The sequence below is a fragment of the Pseudomonas sp. NPDC087804 genome (assembly GCF_044742965.1).
GTDB classification, from domain to species: domain Bacteria; phylum Pseudomonadota; class Gammaproteobacteria; order Pseudomonadales; family Pseudomonadaceae; genus Aquipseudomonas; species Aquipseudomonas rustica.
Genome location: NZ_JBIUVN010000006.1, coordinates 1 through 19,653 on the forward strand (window position 1 = coordinate 1; position 19,653 = coordinate 19,653).

21 protein-coding genes are annotated in these 19,653 nt (G+C 59.4%); 10 read left to right on the forward strand and 11 right to left on the reverse strand.

Annotated elements, in window-relative coordinates:
• Positions 1–5: 5 nt before the first annotated feature.
• Positions 6–1,460 (reverse strand): tRNA uracil 4-sulfurtransferase ThiI, encoded by a 1,455-nt coding sequence (gene thiI, locus ACIOMO_RS11895; RefSeq protein ID WP_401240807.1) that lies wholly within the window; start codon positions 1,458–1,460, stop codon positions 6–8.
• A gap of 328 nt (positions 1,461–1,788) precedes the next feature.
• Between thiI and glnA the strand changes: the two genes are divergently transcribed.
• From glnA to ntrC, 5 genes are all read left to right on the forward strand, one after another.
• Positions 1,789–3,195 (forward strand): type I glutamate--ammonia ligase, encoded by a 1,407-nt coding sequence (gene glnA / locus ACIOMO_RS11900; protein WP_008080570.1) that lies wholly within the window; start codon positions 1,789–1,791, stop codon positions 3,193–3,195.
• Between the two features lie 232 nt (positions 3,196–3,427).
• The gene (locus ACIOMO_RS11905; RefSeq protein WP_401240810.1) at positions 3,428–3,940 is read left to right on the forward strand and encodes a DUF4124 domain-containing protein; all 513 of its coding nucleotides are present in this window, start codon (positions 3,428–3,430) and stop codon (positions 3,938–3,940) included.
• Positions 3,937–4,560: a DUF4124 domain-containing protein gene (locus ACIOMO_RS11910; RefSeq protein ID WP_401240812.1), complete on the forward strand. Its 624-nt coding sequence runs from the start codon at positions 3,937–3,939 to the stop codon at positions 4,558–4,560. The genes ACIOMO_RS11905 and ACIOMO_RS11910 overlap by 4 nt, the downstream gene beginning before the upstream one ends.
• 231 nt (positions 4,561–4,791) lie before the next feature.
• Positions 4,792–5,877 (forward strand): nitrogen regulation protein NR(II), encoded by a 1,086-nt coding sequence (glnL, locus tag ACIOMO_RS11915; RefSeq protein WP_053116600.1) that lies wholly within the window; start codon positions 4,792–4,794, stop codon positions 5,875–5,877.
• Positions 5,874–7,310 carry a nitrogen regulation protein NR(I) gene (gene ntrC, locus ACIOMO_RS11920; protein ID WP_053116599.1) on the forward strand — a complete coding sequence of 479 codons (1,437 nt, stop codon included), beginning with the start codon at positions 5,874–5,876 and terminating at the stop codon, positions 7,308–7,310. The genes glnL and ntrC overlap by 4 nt, the downstream gene beginning before the upstream one ends.
• Positions 7,311–7,849: 539 nt before the next feature.
• Here ntrC and ACIOMO_RS11925 read toward each other — a convergent pair.
• Positions 7,850–8,287, reverse strand: a complete 438-nt coding sequence (locus ACIOMO_RS11925; protein WP_053116598.1) for a hypothetical protein — start codon at positions 8,285–8,287, stop codon at positions 7,850–7,852.
• Here ACIOMO_RS11925 and ACIOMO_RS11930 point away from each other — a divergent pair.
• Positions 8,286–8,741, forward strand: a complete 456-nt coding sequence (locus tag ACIOMO_RS11930) for a tRNA (cytidine(34)-2'-O)-methyltransferase (RefSeq protein WP_053116597.1) — start codon at positions 8,286–8,288, stop codon at positions 8,739–8,741. The genes ACIOMO_RS11925 and ACIOMO_RS11930 overlap by 2 nt on opposite strands.
• Before the next feature lie 165 nt (positions 8,742–8,906).
• Here the strand turns inward: ACIOMO_RS11930 and secB are convergent, their stop codons facing one another.
• From secB to ACIOMO_RS11945, 3 genes are read right to left on the reverse strand one after another with little or no spacing between them, the layout of a single operon-like run.
• The gene (gene secB, locus ACIOMO_RS11935; RefSeq protein ID WP_016772114.1) at positions 8,907–9,392 is read right to left on the reverse strand and encodes a protein-export chaperone SecB; all 486 of its coding nucleotides are present in this window, start codon (positions 9,390–9,392) and stop codon (positions 8,907–8,909) included.
• 57 nt (positions 9,393–9,449) lie between these two features.
• Positions 9,450–9,704 (reverse strand): glutaredoxin 3, encoded by a 255-nt coding sequence (gene grxC / locus ACIOMO_RS11940; RefSeq protein WP_007909231.1) that lies wholly within the window; start codon positions 9,702–9,704, stop codon positions 9,450–9,452.
• On the reverse strand, positions 9,705–10,118 hold the full coding sequence (locus tag ACIOMO_RS11945) for a rhodanese-like domain-containing protein (protein ID WP_008080560.1): 414 nt from the start codon (positions 10,116–10,118) through the stop codon (positions 9,705–9,707).
• Between the two features lie 153 nt (positions 10,119–10,271).
• On the opposite strand from ACIOMO_RS11945, the gene gpmI reads away from it, so the two are divergent.
• The 4 genes from gpmI (at position 10,272) to ACIOMO_RS11965 (ending at position 15,438) form a co-directional block, all read left to right on the forward strand.
• Positions 10,272–11,801, forward strand: coding sequence for a 2,3-bisphosphoglycerate-independent phosphoglycerate mutase (gpmI, locus tag ACIOMO_RS11950; RefSeq protein WP_053116595.1), 1,530 nt, complete (start codon positions 10,272–10,274; stop codon positions 11,799–11,801).
• A 217-nt stretch (positions 11,802–12,018) separates the two neighbouring features.
• Positions 12,019–13,305 carry a murein hydrolase activator EnvC gene (locus ACIOMO_RS11955; RefSeq protein WP_053116594.1) on the forward strand — a complete coding sequence of 429 codons (1,287 nt, stop codon included), beginning with the start codon at positions 12,019–12,021 and terminating at the stop codon, positions 13,303–13,305.
• A 34-nt stretch (positions 13,306–13,339) separates the two neighbouring features.
• Entirely contained in the window at positions 13,340–14,659 is a 1,320-nt protein-coding gene (locus tag ACIOMO_RS11960; protein ID WP_053116593.1) for a S41 family peptidase, read from the forward strand.
• Positions 14,660–14,661: 2 nt separating this feature from the next.
• Entirely contained in the window at positions 14,662–15,438 is a 777-nt protein-coding gene (locus ACIOMO_RS11965; protein WP_212549954.1) for a divergent polysaccharide deacetylase family protein, read from the forward strand.
• Positions 15,439–15,522: 84 nt separating this feature from the next.
• On the opposite strand, the gene ACIOMO_RS11970 is transcribed toward ACIOMO_RS11965, so the two are convergent.
• From ACIOMO_RS11970 to hisB, 6 genes are all read right to left on the reverse strand, one after another.
• Positions 15,523–16,278, reverse strand: a complete 756-nt coding sequence (locus ACIOMO_RS11970) for an ABC transporter substrate-binding protein (RefSeq protein WP_053116591.1) — start codon at positions 16,276–16,278, stop codon at positions 15,523–15,525.
• Between the two features lie 82 nt (positions 16,279–16,360).
• The gene (gene hisF, locus ACIOMO_RS11975; protein ID WP_053116590.1) at positions 16,361–17,131 is read right to left on the reverse strand and encodes an imidazole glycerol phosphate synthase subunit HisF; all 771 of its coding nucleotides are present in this window, start codon (positions 17,129–17,131) and stop codon (positions 16,361–16,363) included.
• Between the two features lie 9 nt (positions 17,132–17,140).
• Positions 17,141–17,878 carry a 1-(5-phosphoribosyl)-5-[(5-phosphoribosylamino)methylideneamino]imidazole-4-carboxamide isomerase gene (gene hisA / locus ACIOMO_RS11980; RefSeq protein ID WP_007909210.1) on the reverse strand — a complete coding sequence of 246 codons (738 nt, stop codon included), beginning with the start codon at positions 17,876–17,878 and terminating at the stop codon, positions 17,141–17,143.
• A 101-nt stretch (positions 17,879–17,979) separates the two neighbouring features.
• Positions 17,980–18,240: a DUF2164 domain-containing protein gene (locus ACIOMO_RS11985; protein WP_053116588.1), complete on the reverse strand. Its 261-nt coding sequence runs from the start codon at positions 18,238–18,240 to the stop codon at positions 17,980–17,982.
• The gene (gene hisH / locus ACIOMO_RS11990) at positions 18,241–18,879 is read right to left on the reverse strand and encodes an imidazole glycerol phosphate synthase subunit HisH (RefSeq protein WP_053116587.1); all 639 of its coding nucleotides are present in this window, start codon (positions 18,877–18,879) and stop codon (positions 18,241–18,243) included.
• Positions 18,879–19,472, reverse strand: a complete 594-nt coding sequence (gene hisB / locus ACIOMO_RS11995; RefSeq protein WP_042557195.1) for an imidazoleglycerol-phosphate dehydratase HisB — start codon at positions 19,470–19,472, stop codon at positions 18,879–18,881. Before hisB ends, hisH begins: the two co-directional genes overlap by 1 nt.
• Positions 19,473–19,653: the final 181 nt, after the last annotated feature.

The window sequence follows — 19,653 nt, forward strand, 5'->3', positions numbered from 1 at the left end:
GGCACTTAGATCGGACGATAAACGCGCACATTGGCATGCCCCTCACTGAGCAAATGGTGAGCATGCAGGCGACTCATCACGCCTTTGTCGCAATACAGCAGGTACTGGCGAGTCGGATCCAGCTCCTTGAAACGAGCGTTCACTGCGTAGAACGGCATCGTCTGTACTTCTACGCCAGCGAGTTCCAGCGGCTCATCCTCGGCGGCATCCGGGTGACGGATGTCGATCACGATCTGGCCGGCCAGTGCTTCGCTGACTTCTTCAATCTGTACGTCCTGGCCCAATTCGTCGATCACGCGATCGATCGGCACCAGTTTGGCGTTTTCGAGCGCACGCTCGAGCACCGCCATGTCGAATTCTTTCTCTTCGTGCTCAACGCGACCGCGTTTGGCGGCGGTCTTCGGGTTGACCGAAATGACCCCGCAGTATTCCGGCATGTGCCGGGCGAAATCGGCGGTGCCGATTTCATTGGCCGTGTCGATGATGTCCTGCTTGTGCGCCACGATCAGCGGGCGCAGGACAAGCTTGTCGGTCACGCAGTCGATCACCGACAGGTTCGGCAACGTCTGGCTCGACACCTGGGAGATCGCTTCGCCGGTGACCAGCGCTTCGATCTGCAGGCGGTCAGCGATGTTGGACGCCGCGCGCAACATCATACGCTTCAATACGACGCCCATATGACTGTTATCGACTTTGCCGAGAATTTCGCCGAGAACTTCTTCGAACGGAACACTGACAAATAGCACGCGTTGCGAGCTGCCGTACTTCTTCCAGATGAAATGCGCGACTTCCATAACGCCCAACTCATGGGCGCGACCGCCCAGATTGAAGAAACAGAAGTGGGTCATCAGGCCGCGACGAATGATCTGGTAGGCCGCAACGGTCGAGTCAAAGCCGCCGGACATCAATACCAGCGTCTGCTCCAAGGCGCCGAGCGGGTAACCGCCGATGCCGTTGTGCTGGCTGTGAATCACAAACAACCGTTTGTCGCGAACTTCGATACGGACTTCGATTTCCGGCGATTTCAGGTCAATCCCGGCAGCACCGCACTCACGACGCAGCTTGCTGCCGACGTATTTTTCGACGTCCATCGAGCTGAACGCGTGCTTGCCGGCACGCTTGCAACGCACCGAAAAGATCTTCCCGGCCAGCGCATCGCCGTAGTGCTCTTTGCACTTCTCGGTGATGTCGTCGAAGTCGCCCAGCGGGTACTCGTCGATCTGCAGAAAGTGCGCGATGCCCGGCATGCAGGTCAGGCGCTCACCCATCTCTTTCAAGGCTTTGGCGTCGGTAATGCGGGTTTCCAGCTCGAGATTGTCCCACACACCGTTCACCACCACGGCCGGGTCCAGGTCGCGGAGCACGGTGCGGATGTTCTTGGCCAACTGGCGGATGAATTTCGTCCTTACATGTCGGCTTTTGATGGTGATCTCGGGGAAGACTTTTACGATTAGTTTCATGAAAACAGCGCGCGAACGGCCAGCCGAAAAAGGGGGGCGCGGATTATAGCGGAAATTGCTCAAGGTTTAACCAGTTAATGTGCAGAAGGTTTTGTCTGCACCAAAACGGGTCATTTTCGATTGGGGACGCTACATTAGGGGGCGAGATTTGCAGCATTAAGACGCTTTGCACCTTAATAAGCGTGAATTTGGGGCAAAAAACCCATGCTGGGGCACTGGCATGTAATTTGCTCCCTTGTGAGGCAGGTTGCCTTGGCAGAGTATTCGCGCCGGCATCACCCACATTTAAGGGCATCCACTACCAAGCCCGAAGCCACCCGGAGGACATATGTCGAAGACGGTTCAACTCATCAAAGATCATGACGTCAAGTGGATTGATCTGCGCTTCACGGACACCAAAGGTACTCAGCACCACGTGACCATGCCGGCTCGCGATGCTTTGGACGACGACTTCTTCGAAGTCGGCAAAATGTTCGACGGTTCCTCCATTGCTGGCTGGAAAGGCATCGAAGCCTCCGACATGATCCTGATGCCGGTTGACGAAACTGCCGTTCTCGACCCGTTCACCGAAGACGCCACCCTGATCCTGGTGTGCGACATCATCGAACCTTCGAGCATGCAAGGCTACGACCGCGACCCACGTGCGATCGCCAAGCGCGCCGAAGAACACCTGAAAGCCACCGGTATCGGTGACACCGTATTCGCCGGTCCAGAGCCAGAATTCTTCATTTTTGACTCGGTGAAATTCAAGTCGGACATCTCCGGCTCGATGTTCAAGATCTACTCCGAGCAAGGTTCGTGGATGTCCGACCAGGACATCGAAGGCGGCAACAAGGGTCACCGTCCAGGCGTCAAAGGCGGCTACTTCCCGGTTCCACCGTTCGACCACGACCACGAAATCCGTACCTCCATGTGCAACGCACTGGAAGAAATGGGCCTGACCGTTGAAGTTCACCACCACGAAGTGGCGACTGCCGGCCAGAACGAAATCGGCGTCAAGTTCAACACCCTGGTGAAGAAAGCCGACGAAACCCAAACCCTGAAGTACGTTGTACACAACGTTGCTGACGCTTACGGCCGCACCGCGACCTTCATGCCGAAGCCACTGTACGGCGACAACGGTTCGGGCATGCACGTACACATGTCGATCTGGAAAGACGGCAAAAACACCTTCGCAGGTGAAGGCTATGCCGGCCTGTCCGACACCGCTCTGTACTTCATCGGCGGCATCATCAAACACGGTAAGGCCCTGAACGGCTTCACCAACCCGGCGACCAACTCGTACAAGCGTCTGGTACCAGGCTTCGAAGCTCCGGTCATGCTGGCCTACTCGGCTCGCAACCGTTCCGCTTCGATCCGTATTCCTTACGTGTCGAGCCCGAAAGCCCGCCGTATCGAAGCCCGCTTCCCGGATCCGGCTGCCAACCCGTACCTGGCCTTCGCAGCACTGCTGATGGCTGGTCTGGACGGTATCCAGAACAAGATCCACCCTGGCGACGCTGCTGACAAAAACCTGTACGACCTGCCGCCTGAAGAGGCGAAAGAGATCCCACAAGTTTGCGGCAGCCTGAAAGAAGCCCTGGAAGAGCTGGACAAGGGCCGCGCGTTCCTGACCAAGGGCGGCGTATTCTCCGACGACTTCATCGACGCTTACATCGCGCTGAAATCGGAAGAAGAAATCAAGGTTCGCACCTTCGTACACCCACTGGAATATGAGCTGTACTACAGCTGCTGATCCGGTAGCGCCGCGCTCCGTGGCGTGAGTGAAAGAGGCCTCCTTCGGGAGGCCTTTTTTATTGCAGATCAAAAGATCGCAGCCTTCGGCAGCTCCTACATCGATCCCTGTAGGAGCTGCCGAAGGCTGCGATCTTTTGACTTTGCTTTTCAATTCCAATTGTTAACAGCTTGGGCCTCTCGCCCACCCTGACCTATGCTGCACCCCATCGCTTTCAATCCCGGTCGATTTCATGGGTCGCACCTTTCTCTACATTCTATTGTTGATCGCCCTGCCCGCCGCCGCGCAGATCTACAAGTACACCGATGCCAACGGCAACACGGTGTACAGCGATCACTCGCCGGACGGCGTACAGGCGCAGCCCGTGGAATTGCCGCCGCTCAATCGCGTCGAGCCGCAAGCGCCGAGCGCACCCCCTGCGCCCGTCAGCGACAACCGCGAATCTCAGCGCAACGCCTACGACATCCTCGAACTCGCCGGGCTGCCCACCGAAGAAGCCCTGCGCGCGAACAACGGCACCTTCACCGTCAACGTGCTGATCAAGCCACGCCTGCAACCGCCGCATCAATTAAGGCTGGTACTCGATGACGAACCCTACGGCCAGCCAAGCAATGTGCCGATCCTGCAATTGGTCAACGTCGATCGCGGCGAGCATCGCCTCGCCGTGCAGGTCATCGACGGTCAGACGATCATTCAACAGAGCCCGCCCGTCGCCCTCAGCGTACAACGGGTGCACATACCATGATCCGCGCGTGGCTGATCGTCGCGATGGCGCTGGTGACACTGCAGGCCTCAGCCGAGGTGTTCACTTACATTGATTCGCAAGGTAACCGCGTCTACACCGATCAACCGCGCAGCAACGCCAAGCGCGTACCGATCGCGACCAGCAATCGCATGTCCGCCAATCCAACCGCTGCCGCACCGATCACCACCGCAAGAAAATCCCCGGAACAACCACCCTTCCACTACGACATGCTGCGCATTCTGGTGCCCGAACCCGATGCGACGATTCGCAGCAGCGCCGGCGAAATTATCGTCAGCGTCACCAGTGAACCCGGCCTGCAACGTGGTCACCGCTATCGCCTATTACTGGACGGCCAGGCCACCGGCGAACCCGGCCTAAGCCCGGTTTTCCCGCTGAACAACATTGATCGCGGCAGCCATAATCTCTCGGTTGAAATCCTCGACTCGGAGGGCCGCACTGTCGAGCGCACCGCCAACCAGCCGTTCCACATGTTGCGCATTTCCCTCGCGCAGAAACGCCAGGTCAAACCCTGCGTCGCCGACGACTACGGCGTACGTCCGGAATGCCCCTTGAAAGACAAACCGCCCGAGCCGAAAAACCCCTTCCTGCGTTTCTTCTAACGCCGTTCAGCTTTGCGCACTATATTGGTGCAACAGCCTGCACCGTACTCACATTCCAACCCATTTTGGTTCGAAACTACCCGCGAGAGCTGGCCCAGTGCCACGTAAACGAGCGTCAAACGCCTGTTTCAGGGGTTAAGCGCTTCTTTTCAGAGCCTTGGTTTGGTTTTTGCATTTTCAGTTCACCGACGCTTGCTTGTTGCGCACGCTCCGCCCCCAAAAGAGGCTCCGATGACCATTAGCGACGCAATCCACCGTTTGCTGCTCGACAACCTGACCACCGCCACCATCCTGCTCGACGCCGAACTGCGCCTCGAGTACATGAACCCGGCGGCGGAGATGCTGCTCGCCATCAGCGGGCAGCGTAGCCATGGGCAATTCATCAGCGAGCTGTTCACTGAATCCACCGAAGCGCTGAATTCGTTGCGCCAAGCGGTAGAGCAGGCGCATCCGTTCACCAAGCGCGAAGCGATGCTCACCGCCCTCACTGGCCAGACGCTGACCGTGGATTACGCGGTGACGCCGATCCTCAGCAACGGCGCGACCATGCTCCTGCTGGAAGTGCATCCGCGTGATCGCTTGCTGCGGATCACCAAGGAAGAGGCGCAAATTTCCAAACAGGAAACCAGTAAAATGCTGGTGCGCGGCCTCGCCCACGAGATCAAGAATCCCCTCGGCGGCATCCGTGGCGCCGCGCAATTGCTCGCCCGCGAACTGCCGGAAGAAAGCCTGCGCGATTACACCAACGTGATCATTGAAGAGGCCGATCGCCTGCGCAATCTGGTCGACCGCATGCTCGGCTCGAACAAGTTGCCGTCACTGGCGATGTGCAACATTCACGAAGTGCTGGAACGCGTCTGCCATCTGGTCGAAGCGGAAAGTCAGGGCTGCATCACCTTGGTGCGCGATTACGACCCAAGCATTCCCGACGTGCTGATCGACCGCGAACAAATGATTCAGGCAGTGTTGAACATCGTGCGCAACGCGATGCAGGCGATCAGCAGCCAGAACGAGCTGCGCCTGGGCCGCATCAGCCTGCGCACCCGCGCCATGCGCCAGTTCACCATCGGCCACGTCCGCCATCGTCTGGTGACCAAGATCGAGATCATCGACAACGGCCCGGGGATCCCTGCGGAACTTCAAGAAACCATTTTCTTTCCCATGGTCAGCGGACGCCCGGACGGTACCGGACTCGGCCTGGCCATTACCCAGAACATCATCAGCCAGCACCAGGGCCTGATCGAATGTGACAGCCATCCAGGCCACACCACCTTCTCGATCTTTCTGCCACTGGAACAAGGAGCCACATCGACATGAGCCGTAGTGAAACCGTGTGGATCGTCGATGACGACCGTTCTATCCGTTGGGTTCTGGAAAAGGCCTTGCAGCAGGAAGGCATGACCACCCAGAGCTTCGACAGCGCCGATGGCGTGATGAGTCGGCTGGCCCGTCAGCAGCCTGACGTGATCATTTCCGACATTCGTATGCCGGGTGCCAGCGGTCTGGATCTGTTGGCGCGGATTCGCGAGCAGCACCCACGGTTGCCGGTCATCATCATGACCGCTCACTCCGATCTGGACAGCGCTGTCGCCTCGTATCAGGGCGGCGCGTTCGAGTACCTGCCGAAGCCGTTCGACGTTGATGAAGCGGTGTCGCTGGTCAAACGTGCCAACCAGCACGCGCAAGAACAGCAAGGCCTGGAAGTTGTACCAGCACTGACCCGCACCCCGGAAATCATCGGCGAAGCGCCGGCGATGCAGGAAGTGTTTCGCGCCATCGGGCGCTTGAGTCACTCCAACATCACCGTGCTGATCAACGGCGAATCCGGCACCGGCAAAGAACTGGTCGCCCACGCCCTGCACCGCCACAGCCCGCGCGCGGCCTCGCCGTTTATCGCACTGAACATGGCGGCGATCCCCAAGGATCTGATGGAGTCCGAGCTGTTCGGCCATGAGAAAGGCGCGTTCACCGGCGCGGCGAATTTGCGTCGCGGCCGCTTTGAACAGGCTGACGGCGGCACGCTGTTCCTCGATGAAATCGGCGACATGCCGGCAGATACGCAAACCCGTTTGCTGCGGGTTCTGGCCGATGGCGAGTTCTATCGCGTTGGCGGGCATGTGCCGGTCAAGGTCGATGTGCGCATCATCGCCGCGACGCACCAGAATCTGGAAACCCTGGTGCACGCCGGCAAATTCCGTGAGGACTTGTTCCATCGACTCAACGTGATCCGCATCCACATCCCGCGCCTGTCGGATCGTCGCGAAGACATCCCGACCCTGGCCAAGCACTTCCTCAGCCGCGCCGCGCAAGAACTGGCGGTCGAACCGAAGCTGCTGAAAAGCGAGACCGAGGAATACCTGAAAAACCTGCCGTGGGGCGGCAACGTGCGTCAGCTGGAGAACACCTGCCGCTGGATCACGGTGATGGCGTCCGGGCGCGAAGTGCACATCAGCGACCTGCCGCCGGAACTGTTGAACCTGCCGCAGGATTCGGCGCCAGTGACCAACTGGGAGCAGGCGCTGCGTCAGTGGGCCGATCAAGCCTTGGCGCGCGGCCAGTCGAGTTTGCTCGACAGCGCGGTGCCGGCGTTTGAGCGAATCATGATCGAGACGGCGCTGAAGCACACGGCCGGACGTCGCCGTGATGCGGCGGTGTTGCTGGGTTGGGGGCGTAATACCCTGACGCGCAAGATCAAGGAATTGGGGATGAAGGTTGATGGGGCGGATGAGGATGAGGGGGATGAGGGTTAACACATAATAGGCGAGCACCCGATATCCCCTGTGGGACCGGGCTTGCTCGCGAATGCGGTGGGTCATTGAAATATAGGGTGACTGACACGACACCTTCGCGAGCAAGCCCGCTCCCACATTTGGTTCTCCGTGCACCGCATGGATGCACGATGACCTGTGATCGGGCACTGCCAGTCTTTCAAAAGACCACCTCAAAACCTTAAAAGCTCAGCCTTCAAAAAACACGAAAGCCCCGAATCCCGGGGCTTTCGCGTGTCTGCTCAGCTTTTTTGTTTCAACAAATTAAAACCTGGCACGCGCCCTGCAATACCTCTTACAGGTGATTCGTTTCACCACCCGTTTCGGGGACCTTGGTACAGGCAGGCCGGGGATTCCCCTCTTTACACCGGGCGCAGATCGCCACGCGATGCGCCCACCCTTTTGGGATCCTTGGTACAGGCAGGCCGGGGGTTCCCTCTTTACACCGGACCGACGCGTCACGCGAAGTCCACCCCGTTTTGGGAACCCTGATACAGGCAGGTCAGGGATTCCCGCTTTTATTACTCGCGGAGATGGATCTCCAGCCGCCAGCGGTCATCGACCTTGCTGCCGGCCCAGTCTCCTTGCAGCGGCCGCGCCGCCAGCACCGTCAGCAACAACCCTCCGTCACTCGCTCGCGTGCGCCAGTTCACGTCTTTGCCGTTGAGCTTGAGCTGACCTTTCTGCGCCCGGCCCTCGGCCTGAAACAGCAGCGCCACGGTGCCATCGATGATCTCACCGTGCAGCTTCGGCTCGTTGTTGAACCACACCACCAAACCGCCGTCAGTCACTTCGACTTGCTGCAGCACACTGGGATCCGGCGTGGTCAGACGGCCAATCATCAAGCCGATCATCATGCCGACAATCGCCAGCGAACCGATCACTCGCGGGAATAGTTTCGAACGCCGGTCTGCTTGCGGCGTAGAATGCGCGTCATCTTTACCTTCGGAGCCGTGCATGTTTCACGTCATCCTTTTTCAACCAGAAATTCCGCCGAACACCGGCAACGTTATCAGGCTGTGCGCCAACAGCGGCTGCCACCTGCATTTGATCGAACCGCTGGGCTTCGAGATGGACGACAAGCGCTTGCGCCGTGCCGGTCTCGACTACCACGAATATGCCACGCTGCAACGCCATGCCGACCTCGCCAGTTGCCTGGAGAGCATCGGCAACCCTCGGGTGTATGCGTTCACCACCAAGGGCTCGCGGCCGTTTCATGATGCGGCGTTTGTCCCGGGTGATGCGTTCATCTTCGGCCCGGAAAGCCGTGGCTTGCCGCCGGAAGTGCTCGACGCCCTTGGGCCGGATCAGCGCCTGCGTCTGCCGATGCGTGAAGGCTGCCGTAGCCTGAACCTGTCCAACACCGTGGCGGTCGCCGTGTACGAAGCCTGGCGCCAGAACGACTTTAAATAACACTCCACCTGATCGTTCCCACGCTCTGCGTGGGAATGCAGCCCGTGACGCTCCGCGTCACTGGACGCGGAGCGTCCCCAGAGGCACTCCCACGCGGAGCGTAGGAACGATCAGCCAAGAAAAAAGCGCCTGTTGCGGCGCTTTTTTCTTTGTAGCCCAGACCGTTTACTGAACGGTTGGCGTCTCGCCGCTTTCCTGCATGCGCTGCAGCTCTTGCGCGTACAGGGCGTCGAAGTTCACCGGAGCCAGCATCAGCGCCGGGAACGAACCACGGGTGACCAGGCTGTCCAGGGTTTCGCGGGCGTACGGGAACAGGATGTTTGGGCAGAACGCACCCAGGGTGTGGCTCATCGAAGCTGCGTCGAGGTTCTTGATCAGGAAGATACCGGCCTGTTGCACTTCAGCGATGAAAGCAACTTCTTCACCGTTTTTCACGGTGACGGACAGGGTCAGCACGACTTCGTAGAAATCACCTTCCAGCGCTTTCTGACGAGTGTTCAGATCCAGACCGACCGCCGGATCCCACTGCTGGCGGAAGATCGCCGGGCTTTTCGGGGCTTCGAAGGACAGGTCGCGTACATAGATGCGCTGCAAGGAGAATTGCGGTGCGGTTTCTTCTTCGCTGGCTGCAGTGTTCTGTTGGTCAGTCATCTCAGATCCTTTCTGATCTTGGGTCTTTTAGGGAGTGCTGTACGTGGGTGCAGCCGTTCAGGCCTTGAGCAGCGCGTCGAGTTTGCCGGCGCGCTCCAGGGCAAATAAATCATCACAACCGCCGATGTGCTTGCTACCGATCCAGATCTGCGGAACGGACGTGCGCCCCGCTTTCTGGGCCATTTCGGCGCGCACCTGCGGCTTGCCATCGACCTTGATCTCTTTGAAGGCCACGCCTTTGTTCTCGAGCAGATACTTGGCTCGGGAGCAATAAGGGCAGTAGTCGCTGGAGTAGACGATGACTTCGCTCATTTATTTCACCAGCGGCAGGTTGTCGCCTTTCCAGCTGGAGATCCCGCCGGACAGCTTGGCGGCGGTGAAGCCGGATTTCATCAGTTCGCGGGCGTGGGTGCCGGCGGTCTGGCCCAGGGCGTCGACCAGAATGATGGTCTTGGCCTTGTGCTTTTCCAGCTCGGCGGTGCGCGCAGCCAGTTTGTCCTGGGGAATGTTGATCGCGCCAACGATGTGGCCGGCAGCGAAATCCTTCGCCGGACGGATGTCCACCACCACGCCTGCGTCTTTATTGACCAGCGCAGTCAGTTCGCCGGTGCTCAGGCTTTTACCGCCGCCCTGCATCGTGTGCGCCAGCAGCAGAGCCAGCAGTACGACGAAGATACCGACAAGAATGTAGTGGTTAGTGGCAAATTCAATCAGGTGAGCAACCATCGAAGGAGGTTCCAGGGCGTTAAAATGTCGGCCAGTATACACAGCCACTATGGTGGGCCAAACCCCGTCCGGCGGTGACGCGGTCGGAACTTAGCTTTAAACTCCAACTCCCTTTTCCATCGCCCTCTTCTTTATTAGCCACGAGTGGATTCCATGACTACCACGCCTAAACCTTTGGTCCTGATGATTCTCGACGGCTTCGGTCACAGCGAAAGCCCCGAATCCAACGCCGTTTTTGCGGCGAAGAAGCCCGTCCTTGATCGCCTGTGGGCCACCGTGCCAAACGGCTTGATCTCGGGCAGCGGCATGGACGTCGGTCTGCCGGACGGCCAGATGGGCAACTCCGAAGTCGGCCACATGAACCTCGGCGCCGGCCGCGTGGTGTATCAGGACTTCACCCGCGTGACCAAGTCGATCCGGGACGGCGAATTCTTCGAGAATCCGACCATCTGCGCCGCTGTTGATAAAGCCGTGGCCGCCGGTAAAGCCGTGCACTTCATGGGTCTGCTCTCCGATGGCGGCGTGCACAGCCACCAGGATCACCTGATCGCCATGGCCGAACTGGCCTTCAAGCGCGGCGCTGAAAAAATCTACCTGCACGCTTTCCTTGATGGCCGCGATACGCCGCCGAAAAGCGCTGCCTCGTCGATCGAATTGCTCGATGCAACCTTCCAGGCACTGGGCAAGGGCCGCATCGCCAGCATTATCGGCCGTTACTTCGCAATGGATCGTGACAACCGCTGGGATCGCGTCGCTCAGGCCTACAACCTGATCGTCGACGGCAACAGCGAATTCAACGCCGCCACCGCGCAGGAAGGCCTCGACGCGGCTTACGCTCGCGGCGAGAGCGACGAATTCGTCAAAGCCACGACCATCGGTGAGCCGGTGAAAGTTGAAGACGGCGACGCTGTGGTGTTCATGAACTTCCGCGCCGACCGCGCCCGCGAGTTGACTCGCGTATTCGTCGAAGACGATTTCAAGGATTTCGAGCGCGCACGCCAGCCAAAACTGGCCGGGTTCGTCATGCTGACCCAATACGCGGCAAGCATCCCGGCACCGTCGGCATTCGCCGCGGGCAGCCTGGAAAACGTGCTGGGCGATTACTTGGCAAAGAATGGCAAAACCCAGCTGCGTATCGCTGAAACCGAGAAATACGCGCACGTGACCTTCTTCTTCTCCGGTGGTCGTGAAGAGCCGTTCCCGGGCGAAGAGCGCATTCTGATCCCGTCGCCGAAAGTCGCCACTTACGACTTGCAGCCGGAAATGAGCGCGCCGGAGGTCACCGACCGTATCGTCGAGGCCATCGAAAACCAGCGTTTCGACGTGATCGTGGTCAACTACGCCAACGGCGACATGGTCGGCCACAGCGGTGTGTTCGACGCGGCGGTGAAAGCGGTTGAATGCCTCGACACTTGCGTCGGTCGCATCGTTGAAGCACTGGAAAAGGTTGGCGGTGAAGCACTGATCACGGCTGACCACGGCAACGTTGAAAAAATGGCCGACGAAGAAACCCACCAGGCGCACACCGCGCACACCACCGAGCCGGTGCCATTCATTTATGTCGGCAAGCGTGATCTGAAAGTGCGTGAAGGCGGCGTGCTGGCGGACGTGGCACCGACCATGCTGAAGCTGCTGGGTCTGGAAAAACCGGCGGAGATGACCGGCACTTCCATCCTGGTGTAAACCACACCTAACCTTGTGGGAGCGAGCCTGCTCGCGAATACGGTGGATCAGTCGACAGCGATGTCGCCTGACACACTGCTTTCGCGAGCAGGCTCGCTCCCACATTGGTTTTGCAGTGTTTTTCAGGCCAGTTATCACACAGCCCCAATTGGGCGTTTTTTTTGCAGCCTCGGGCGGGCATACTAGGCCGTCCCTTACCCTGGTGCCGCCCGCCCCTATGCTTCGCGTCCTGATCGCCCTTGCTCTGACATGCCTGCTCCAACCGGCCTTCGCTGACGAGCGCGCGCAAACCCAACAGCAGTTGGACGCCACGCGTCAGGACATTGCCGAGCTGAAAAAGCTGCTGGGCAAAGTTCAGGAAGAAAAATCCGGCGTGCAGAAAGAGCTCAAGGGCACAGAAACCGAACTGGGCAAGCTGCAGAAGCAGGTCGATGCGCTGCAGAAAGAACTGCAGAAAAGCGAATCCGAGCTGCAGCGACTCGATGCAGAGAAAAAAAAACTCCAGAGCGCGCGCACTGAACAGCAACGACTGATCGCCATTCAGGCCCGTGCGGCTTATCAGAACGGTCGGCAGGAGTACCTCAAGCTGCTGCTCAACCAGCAGAATCCCGAGAAATTCGCCCGCACCCTCACCTATTACGATTACCTGAGCCAGGCCCGCCTGGAGCAGTTGAAGAACTTCAACGAAACCCTGCGCCAACTGGCCAATGTCGAACAGGACATCGCCGCGCAGCAGGCGCAATTGCTGGTGCAGAAAAGCAGCCTCGACACCCAGCGCGACGAACTGGAAAAAGTCCGCAAGGAACGTCAGCAGGTGCTCGCCAAGCTCAATGACGACGTAAAGGCCCGCGATCAGAAACTCGCCGCACGCGAGCAGGATCAGGCAGACCTGTCTAAAGTCCTTAAAACCATTGAAGAAACCCTGGCCCGTCAGGCCCGTGAGGCAGAAGAAGCGCGGCAGAAAGCGCTGATCGCCCAGCAGGAAGCGGAAAAAAAGCGCTTGCGTGAGGCGCAGGCGGAAAACACCGACGCCCCACGAAAACCCGCCAAATCGACGCCCGGCGCGCTGGTTTCCAGCAGCGGCGAGACCTTCGGTGGCGCTTTTGCTGCAACCCGGGGAAAACTTCCTTGGCCGGTTGATGGTCGACTACTGGCGCGCTTCGGTGAAAGCCGTGGCGACGACGCCCGTACCAAGTGGGATGGCGTGATGATCAGCGCCGCCGCCGGCAGCCAGGTGCATGCCGTGCACGGCGGGCGCGTGGTGTTCGCCGACTGGTTGCGTGGCGCCGGGCTGCTGGTGATCCTCGATCACGGCAACGGTTTTTTGAGTCTTTACGGCCACAACCAGACGCTGCTCAAGTCAGCGGGTGACGTGGTCAAAGCCGGTGAGTCGATTTCCACTGTCGGTAACAGTGGCGGTCAGGACACATCAGCGCTGTATTTCGCAATTCGTCAGCAGGGTCACCCGAGTGATCCGGCGCAATGGTGCCGCGCGCAAGGATAGGCGTTGAGTCACCTACATTAGGAGTTCGTTCGACATGCTGCATTTGTCCCGTCTTACCTCGCTGGCCCTGACGATCGCCCTGGTGATCGGCGCGCCTCTGGCGTTCGCCGCTCAACCGGCTCCGGCCGTCGCTCCGGCAGGCACAGCCGCGACCTCCAAGGCGCCGTTGCCGCTGGAAGAGTTGCGCACCTTTGCCGAGGTCATGGATCGGATCAAAGCCGCTTACGTCGAGCCGGTGGACGACAAGACCCTGCTGGAAAACGCGATCAAGGGCATGCTCAGCAACCTTGATCCGCACTCGGCCTACCTCGGCCCAGAGGACTTCACCGAACTGCAGGAAAGCACCAGCGGAGAGTTCGGCGGGCTGGGTATCGAAGTCGGCGCTGAAGACGGCTTCATCAAAGTCGTCTCGCCAATCGACGACACCCCGGCATCGAAGGCCGGTATTCAGGCCGGTGACTTCATCGTCAAGATCAACGGCCAGCCGACTCGCGGCCAGACCATGACCGAAGCCGTCGACAAAATGCGCGGCAAGATCGGCCAGAAAATCACCCTGACCCTGGTTCGCGATGGCGGCACGCCGTTCGACGTGACCCTGGCCCGTGCAGTGATTCAGGTGAAGAGCGTCAAGGCGCAGCTGCTGGAAACCGGCTATGCGTACATCCGCATCACCCAGTTCCAGGTCAAGACCGGCGAAGAGGTCTCCAAGGCTCTGGCCAAGCTGCGCAAGGACAACGGCAAGAAGCTCAACGGCATCATTCTCGACCTGCGCAACAACCCGGGCGGCGTGTTGCAGGCAGCGGTGGAAGTGGTCGACCACTTCATTACCAAAGGCCTGATCGTTTACACCAAGGGTCGCATCGCCAACTCCGAACTGCGCTTCTCCGCCACGGGCAAAGACGAAAGCGAAGCGGTGCCAATGGTGGTGTTGATCAACGGTGGCAGCGCCTCGGCCTCGGAAATCGTCGCCGGCGCCTTGCAGGATCAGAAACGCGCCGTGGTCATGGGCACCACCAGTTTCGGCAAGGGCTCGGTACAAACCGTGCTGCCGCTGAACAACGACCGCGCGCTGAAGATCACCACCGCGCTGTACTTCACGCCGAACGGCCGCTCGATTCAGGCGCAGGGCATCGTCCCGGACATTGAAGTGCGCAAAGCCAAGATCACCAACGAGGCGGACGGCGATTACTTCAAAGAAGCCGACCTGCAAGGTCACTTGGGTAACGGCAACGGCGGCGCCGACAAACCGACCGGTTCGGGCGCCAAGCCTAAAGCCATGCCGCAGGATGATGACTACCAATTGGCCCAGGCCCTGAGCCTGCTCAAAGGGCTGAGCATTACGTCCGGCCGTTGAGGATGTCTTTGCGTTTCGTCTTCGTTCTGTTGTGCTGTCTGGCGGGTGCTGCTCATGCAGAGCCCGTCAGCCCAAAGCCTCACAAGGCCTACCTGAGTCTGATCATCGATGACCTGGGGCAAAACCTGCCCCGGGATCGCCGCGTGCTGGCCCTGCCCGGTCCGGTGACCACGGCGATCATGCCCGACACCCCGCACGCCACCGAATTTGCCCGCGAGGCTCATCGCGCCGGCAAGATCGTCATCCTGCACATGCCAATGGATCCGGCCACCGGGCCTTACGCCTGGCACCCCGATCTGCCTATCGAAGAACTGGAAAAACGCTTGAACGCCGCGTTCAAAATGGTGCCGTACACCGCCGGCATTAATAACCACATGGGCAGCCGCATGACTGCGCAACCAGTGGCGATGGCGTGGTTGATGGGCGAGTTGCAGCGCCGCCACAAGTTCTTCGTCGACAGCCGCACCAGTGCGCAAACCGTCGCCGCGCAGCAGGCGCAGAAGATCGATCTGGCGAGCGTTTCGCGGGATGTGTTTCTTGATGATGAGCGAACTGAGGCGGCGATTTACACGCAGTTGCAGACAGCCATCAGCCTGGCGCACAAGCAGGGTTCGGCGGTGATGATCGGGCATCCGTATCCGCAGACGCTGGCGGTGCTGGAGCGCGAATTGCCGAAGCTGAAGGCTCAGGGGATTGAGTGGATTGATATCCGGCAGATGATCAGTGTGCGCAGTAACAAGGCGACTGCAGCACACGGCAAGGATGGCGTTTACCGCTGAAAAGATCGCAGCCTTCGGCAGCTCCTACATTGGCAATGCATTCCTCTGTAGGAGCTGCCGAAGGCTGCGATCTTTTAACAAGCGCTACAAATACCGCCCCATGATGTCATCCACCACACCATCCTTGCGCATCTGGTCCAGCGCGGCCTGCAGCTTCTTCACGGTTTCTTCCGGCACGTCCTTGTTCAGCGCCAGATACAGCTCAGCGCTGTTAAAACGCAGCACCGTCTTCAGCCCCGTCACCCCATCCTGCCTTGCCAGATAGCGCCCGGCCGGATCACCCGTGGCCCATAAATCAATTTGACCATTGACCAGCTTCTTGGCGTTGTCCTGATCGCGCAACACCACCACCGGCTTCAAGCCTTGCTTGGTCAGTGTCTCGGCAATTGCATCGCCCTTGTACGCGCCAATCTTGTATTTGCGCGCGTCCTCAAGGGTTTCGAGGGTGATCTTGCTGTCAGCCTTGGCCAACAGGATCCAGTCGTCCGGGCCGATCGGGCCGACCCATTTGAAGAGTTTTTCGCGATCCGGCAGGCGCGCCATCACGAAGGCGCCGTAACCAGGATTTTCCAGGGCGAGTTTGTACACGCGCTCCCAAGGAAAGCGCAGGGTCAGGCTGTAAGTGACGCCGGCACGCTGGAACATTTCCCGAACGATGTCGGTGGCGATGCCGTTGATGTTTTCGCCTTGGGCGAAATTTTTGCCGTTCTTCGCCATGTTGTACGGCGGGAAGTTTTCGGTAAGGAGCACCAGATCGGTGTCGGGACTGGTTTCGGCGCGGGCCGTGTTGATGAGCAACAGAGAGGCGCTGGCGAGAACTAGAAGCAGGCGTTTGATCATGTTGGGCTACCGAAATCCATGGCGTGCCCAAGAGTGCCTTGGGTGCGCCATGGTGTCCACTGGCCTGTATCGATTTTGACGCTTAACGCATCGTGATGCCGCGTTTAGCCATGTAGGCCTTGGCTTCCTGCACGGTGTATTCGCCGAAGTGGAAAATACTCGCCGCCAACACAGCGCTGGCGTGGCCTTCGAGAATGCCGTCAGCCAAGTGCTGCAAGTTGCCGACACCGCCGGAAGCAATCACCGGAATGCCCAGCGCGTCGCTGATCGCGCGGGTCACGCCGAGATCGAAACCGTTTTTCATGCCGTCCTGATCCATGCTGGTCAGCAGGATTTCGCCGGCGCCAAGGCCTTCCATTTTCTTCGCCCACTCGACCGCGTCGAGACCGGTTGGCTTGCGCCCGCCGTGGGTGAAGATCTCCCAGCGCGGGGTTTCGCCCGGGCCGGAAACCTTTTTGGCGTCGATGGCAACGACGATGCACTGCGAGCCGAAATGCTGCGCGGCTTCGCCCACGAATTCCGGATTGAACACGGCAGCGGTGTTGATCGACACCTTGTCCGCACCGGCATTCAGCAGATTACGAATGTCCTGCACGGTACGCACACCACCGCCGACGGTCAGCGGGATGAACACCTGGCTGGCCATGCGCTCGACGGTATGCAGCGTGGTGTCGCGACCATCGACGCTGGCGGTGATGTCGAGAAAGGTAATCTCGTCGGCACCCTGCTCGTCATAGCGACGGGCGATTTCTACCGGGTCACCGGCGTCGCGGATGTTCTCGAACTTCACACCTTTGACGACCCGGCCGTTGTCCACGTCCAGGCAAGGGATGATGCGTTTGGCCAGAGCCATGGTCAGTCCTCAGCCTTTATACGAATCGCAAAAAGCTTGCGCTTCTGCGACGTCGAGGGTGCCTTCGTAGATCGCGCGACCCGTGATGGCGCCGATGATGCCCGGCGCCTTGGCGTCGAGCAGCGATTTGATGTCACCGAGATTGTGGATGCCCCCGGACGCGATCACCGGGATCTTGGTAGCGGCAGCCAGCGCAGCGGTGAACGGTACGTTGCAGCCCTGCATCATGCCGTCTTTGGCGATGTCGGTATAAACGATCGAGGAGACGCCGTCGGCTTCAAATTGCTTGGCCAGATCGATGACCTGCACGGTGCTTATTTCCGCCCAGCCATCGGTGGCGACGAAGCCGTCTTTGGCGTCCAGACCGACGATGATCTTGCCCGGGAACGCGCGGCACGCTTCAGCGACGAACGCCGGATCTTTCACGGCTTTGGTGCCAATGATTACGTAGCTCACGCCAGCCTTGACGTAGTGTTCGATGGTTTCCAGCGAACGGATGCCGCCACCGATCTGGATCGGCAGGGTCGGGTAACGCTTGGCGATCGCGGTGACCACTTCGCCGTTGACTGGCTGGCCTTCAAACGCACCGTTCAGATCGACCAGATGCAGACGGCGGCAACCGCCCTCCACCCACTTGGCAGCCATGCTCACCGGGTCATCGGAGAACACTGTGGAATCTTCCATGCGGCCCTGGCGCAGACGTACGCAGGCACCGTCTTTAAGATCGATAGCGGGAATAATCAGCATGCTTTTTCCTTCGTCAAAAGAGCGGCAAGCTGCAAGCGACTAGCTGCGAGCATGCGGTGTACCAGTTCTTGCAGCTTGAAGCTTGCGGCTTGCAGCTGCTCCTAATTTTTTTCGAGCGCCCACAGGTCGCTTTCGATGCTTTCAAACCGCTCTTTGAGGTGGGTCTGCACATCGAAAATCGCCCTGTTGTAATAGTGCGGAGCAATTTCGCGGGTAAACAGCTCAAGAATTTCCCCCGCTTCGAACGATCCCAGATCGAGTTCGAAACGGTCTTCCATGAACCGCTGAATCTTGCGATTGGCCTCGTTCTCCTGTTCGGGAGTGAGGGTCAGAATCGGCGGTTTGGTTTTCTTGGCGGCCATTTACCAGCGACCGTCCCACGCCGCGAAGTTCTGCAGCAACTGCAGGCCATGGGTATGGCTTTTCTCCGGGTGGAACTGCACGGCGAAGCGCGAACCATCGGCCAGCGCCGCAGCGAAATCGACACCGTAATGACCGCCACCAACCACCTGCCGCGCATTGGCGGCAGCGATGTAGTAGCTGTGCACGAAGTAGAAACGCGCCATGTCCGGAATGTCATGCCACAGCGGGTGGCTGACCTTCTGCTGCACTTCGTTCCAGCCCATGTGCGGGACTTTCAGGTGTTCGCCGTCTTCATGCAGGTCTTTGCCGAAGAACTTCACCGCGCCAGGGAACAGGCCGATGCAATCGACGCCATCGTTCTCTTCGCTGCTGTCGAGCAAGGCTTGCATGCCGACACAGATGCCGAGGAACGGACGATCCTGGCTGACTTCACGCACCAGCGAGTCGAAACCGAGGCGACGGATCTCCGCCATGCAATCGCGAATCGCGCCAACACCGGGGAACACAACGCGGTCAGCTTCACGAATCACCGCCGCATCGCTGGTGATCAGCACCTTGCCGGCGCCGACGTGCTCGAGCGCCTTGGCCACCGAGTGCAGGTTGCCCATGCCGTAATCGATAACTGCAACCGTCTGCATTACAGAACGCCTTTGGTCGATGGCATTTGCCCGGCCATGCGCTCATCCAGCTCGACGGCCATGCGCAGCGCGCGGCCGAAAGCCTTGAACACGGTTTCGATCTGGTGGTGGGTGTTGGTGCCGCGCAGGTTATCGATGTGCATGCTGACCAACGCATGGTTGACGAAGCCCTGGAAGAATTCCTGGAACAGGTCAACGTCGAAACCACCGACGGTGGCGCGGGTGTACGGCACGTGCATCTGCAGGCCTGGACGACCGGAGAAATCGATCACCACGCGCGACAGCGCTTCATCGAGCGGCACGTAAGCATGACCGTAGCGACGGATGCCTTTTTTATCGCCGATGGCTTTGGCAAATGCCTGGCCGAGGGTGATACCGACGTCTTCCACCGTATGGTGGTCGTCGATATGCAGATCGCCCTTGCATTCAATATCCAGGTCGATCAACCCGTGACGGGCGATCTGATCCAGCATGTGCTCAAGAAAAGGAACACCGATATCGAATCGGGCCTTTCCGGTGCCATCAAGGTTGATCGAGGCTTTGATCTGGGTTTCCAGAGTGTCGCGCTCGACAGAAGCCTTACGTTCGGCCATCACCAGCTCCGCAAAATCATTGGGCGAAAAAGGCAGCCATTATAGGCACGCGGGGCGCAAACAGAAACACGAGAGGTGATATGGCTGACGGATAGAACGCCCGGCTGTCGCGGGTAGACATGTCCATACAAGCCATAAAGGGCAATGATCGCTCCCACGCTCTGCGTGGGAGTGCAGCCCG

What these genes read in the sequence shown, in the direction of transcription:
- thiI (WP_401240807.1), bottom strand. Translation starts at nt 1,460, where the DNA reads ATGAAACTAATCGTAAAAGTCTTCCCCGAGATCACCATCAAAAGCCGA.
- glnA (WP_008080570.1), top strand. Translation starts at nt 1,789, where the DNA reads ATGTCGAAGACGGTTCAACTCATCAAAGATCATGACGTCAAGTGGATT.
- ACIOMO_RS11905 (WP_401240810.1), top strand. Translation starts at nt 3,428, where the DNA reads ATGGGTCGCACCTTTCTCTACATTCTATTGTTGATCGCCCTGCCCGCC.
- ACIOMO_RS11910 (WP_401240812.1), top strand. Translation starts at nt 3,937, where the DNA reads ATGATCCGCGCGTGGCTGATCGTCGCGATGGCGCTGGTGACACTGCAG.
- glnL (WP_053116600.1), top strand. Translation starts at nt 4,792, where the DNA reads ATGACCATTAGCGACGCAATCCACCGTTTGCTGCTCGACAACCTGACC.
- ntrC (WP_053116599.1), top strand. Translation starts at nt 5,874, where the DNA reads ATGAGCCGTAGTGAAACCGTGTGGATCGTCGATGACGACCGTTCTATC.
- ACIOMO_RS11930 (WP_053116597.1), top strand. Translation starts at nt 8,286, where the DNA reads ATGTTTCACGTCATCCTTTTTCAACCAGAAATTCCGCCGAACACCGGC.
- ACIOMO_RS11925 (WP_053116598.1), bottom strand. Translation starts at nt 8,287, where the DNA reads ATGCACGGCTCCGAAGGTAAAGATGACGCGCATTCTACGCCGCAAGCA.
- secB (WP_016772114.1), bottom strand. Translation starts at nt 9,392, where the DNA reads ATGACTGACCAACAGAACACTGCAGCCAGCGAAGAAGAAACCGCACCG.
- grxC (WP_007909231.1), bottom strand. Translation starts at nt 9,704, where the DNA reads ATGAGCGAAGTCATCGTCTACTCCAGCGACTACTGCCCTTATTGCTCC.
- ACIOMO_RS11945 (WP_008080560.1), bottom strand. Translation starts at nt 10,118, where the DNA reads ATGGTTGCTCACCTGATTGAATTTGCCACTAACCACTACATTCTTGTC.
- gpmI (WP_053116595.1), top strand. Translation starts at nt 10,272, where the DNA reads ATGACTACCACGCCTAAACCTTTGGTCCTGATGATTCTCGACGGCTTC.
- ACIOMO_RS11955 (WP_053116594.1), top strand. Translation starts at nt 12,019, where the DNA reads ATGCTTCGCGTCCTGATCGCCCTTGCTCTGACATGCCTGCTCCAACCG.
- ACIOMO_RS11960 (WP_053116593.1), top strand. Translation starts at nt 13,340, where the DNA reads ATGCTGCATTTGTCCCGTCTTACCTCGCTGGCCCTGACGATCGCCCTG.
- ACIOMO_RS11965 (WP_212549954.1), top strand. Translation starts at nt 14,662, where the DNA reads ATGTCTTTGCGTTTCGTCTTCGTTCTGTTGTGCTGTCTGGCGGGTGCT.
- ACIOMO_RS11970 (WP_053116591.1), bottom strand. Translation starts at nt 16,278, where the DNA reads ATGATCAAACGCCTGCTTCTAGTTCTCGCCAGCGCCTCTCTGTTGCTC.
- hisF (WP_053116590.1), bottom strand. Translation starts at nt 17,131, where the DNA reads ATGGCTCTGGCCAAACGCATCATCCCTTGCCTGGACGTGGACAACGGC.
- hisA (WP_007909210.1), bottom strand. Translation starts at nt 17,878, where the DNA reads ATGCTGATTATTCCCGCTATCGATCTTAAAGACGGTGCCTGCGTACGT.
- ACIOMO_RS11985 (WP_053116588.1), bottom strand. Translation starts at nt 18,240, where the DNA reads ATGGCCGCCAAGAAAACCAAACCGCCGATTCTGACCCTCACTCCCGAA.
- hisH (WP_053116587.1), bottom strand. Translation starts at nt 18,879, where the DNA reads ATGCAGACGGTTGCAGTTATCGATTACGGCATGGGCAACCTGCACTCG.
- hisB (WP_042557195.1), bottom strand. Translation starts at nt 19,472, where the DNA reads ATGGCCGAACGTAAGGCTTCTGTCGAGCGCGACACTCTGGAAACCCAG.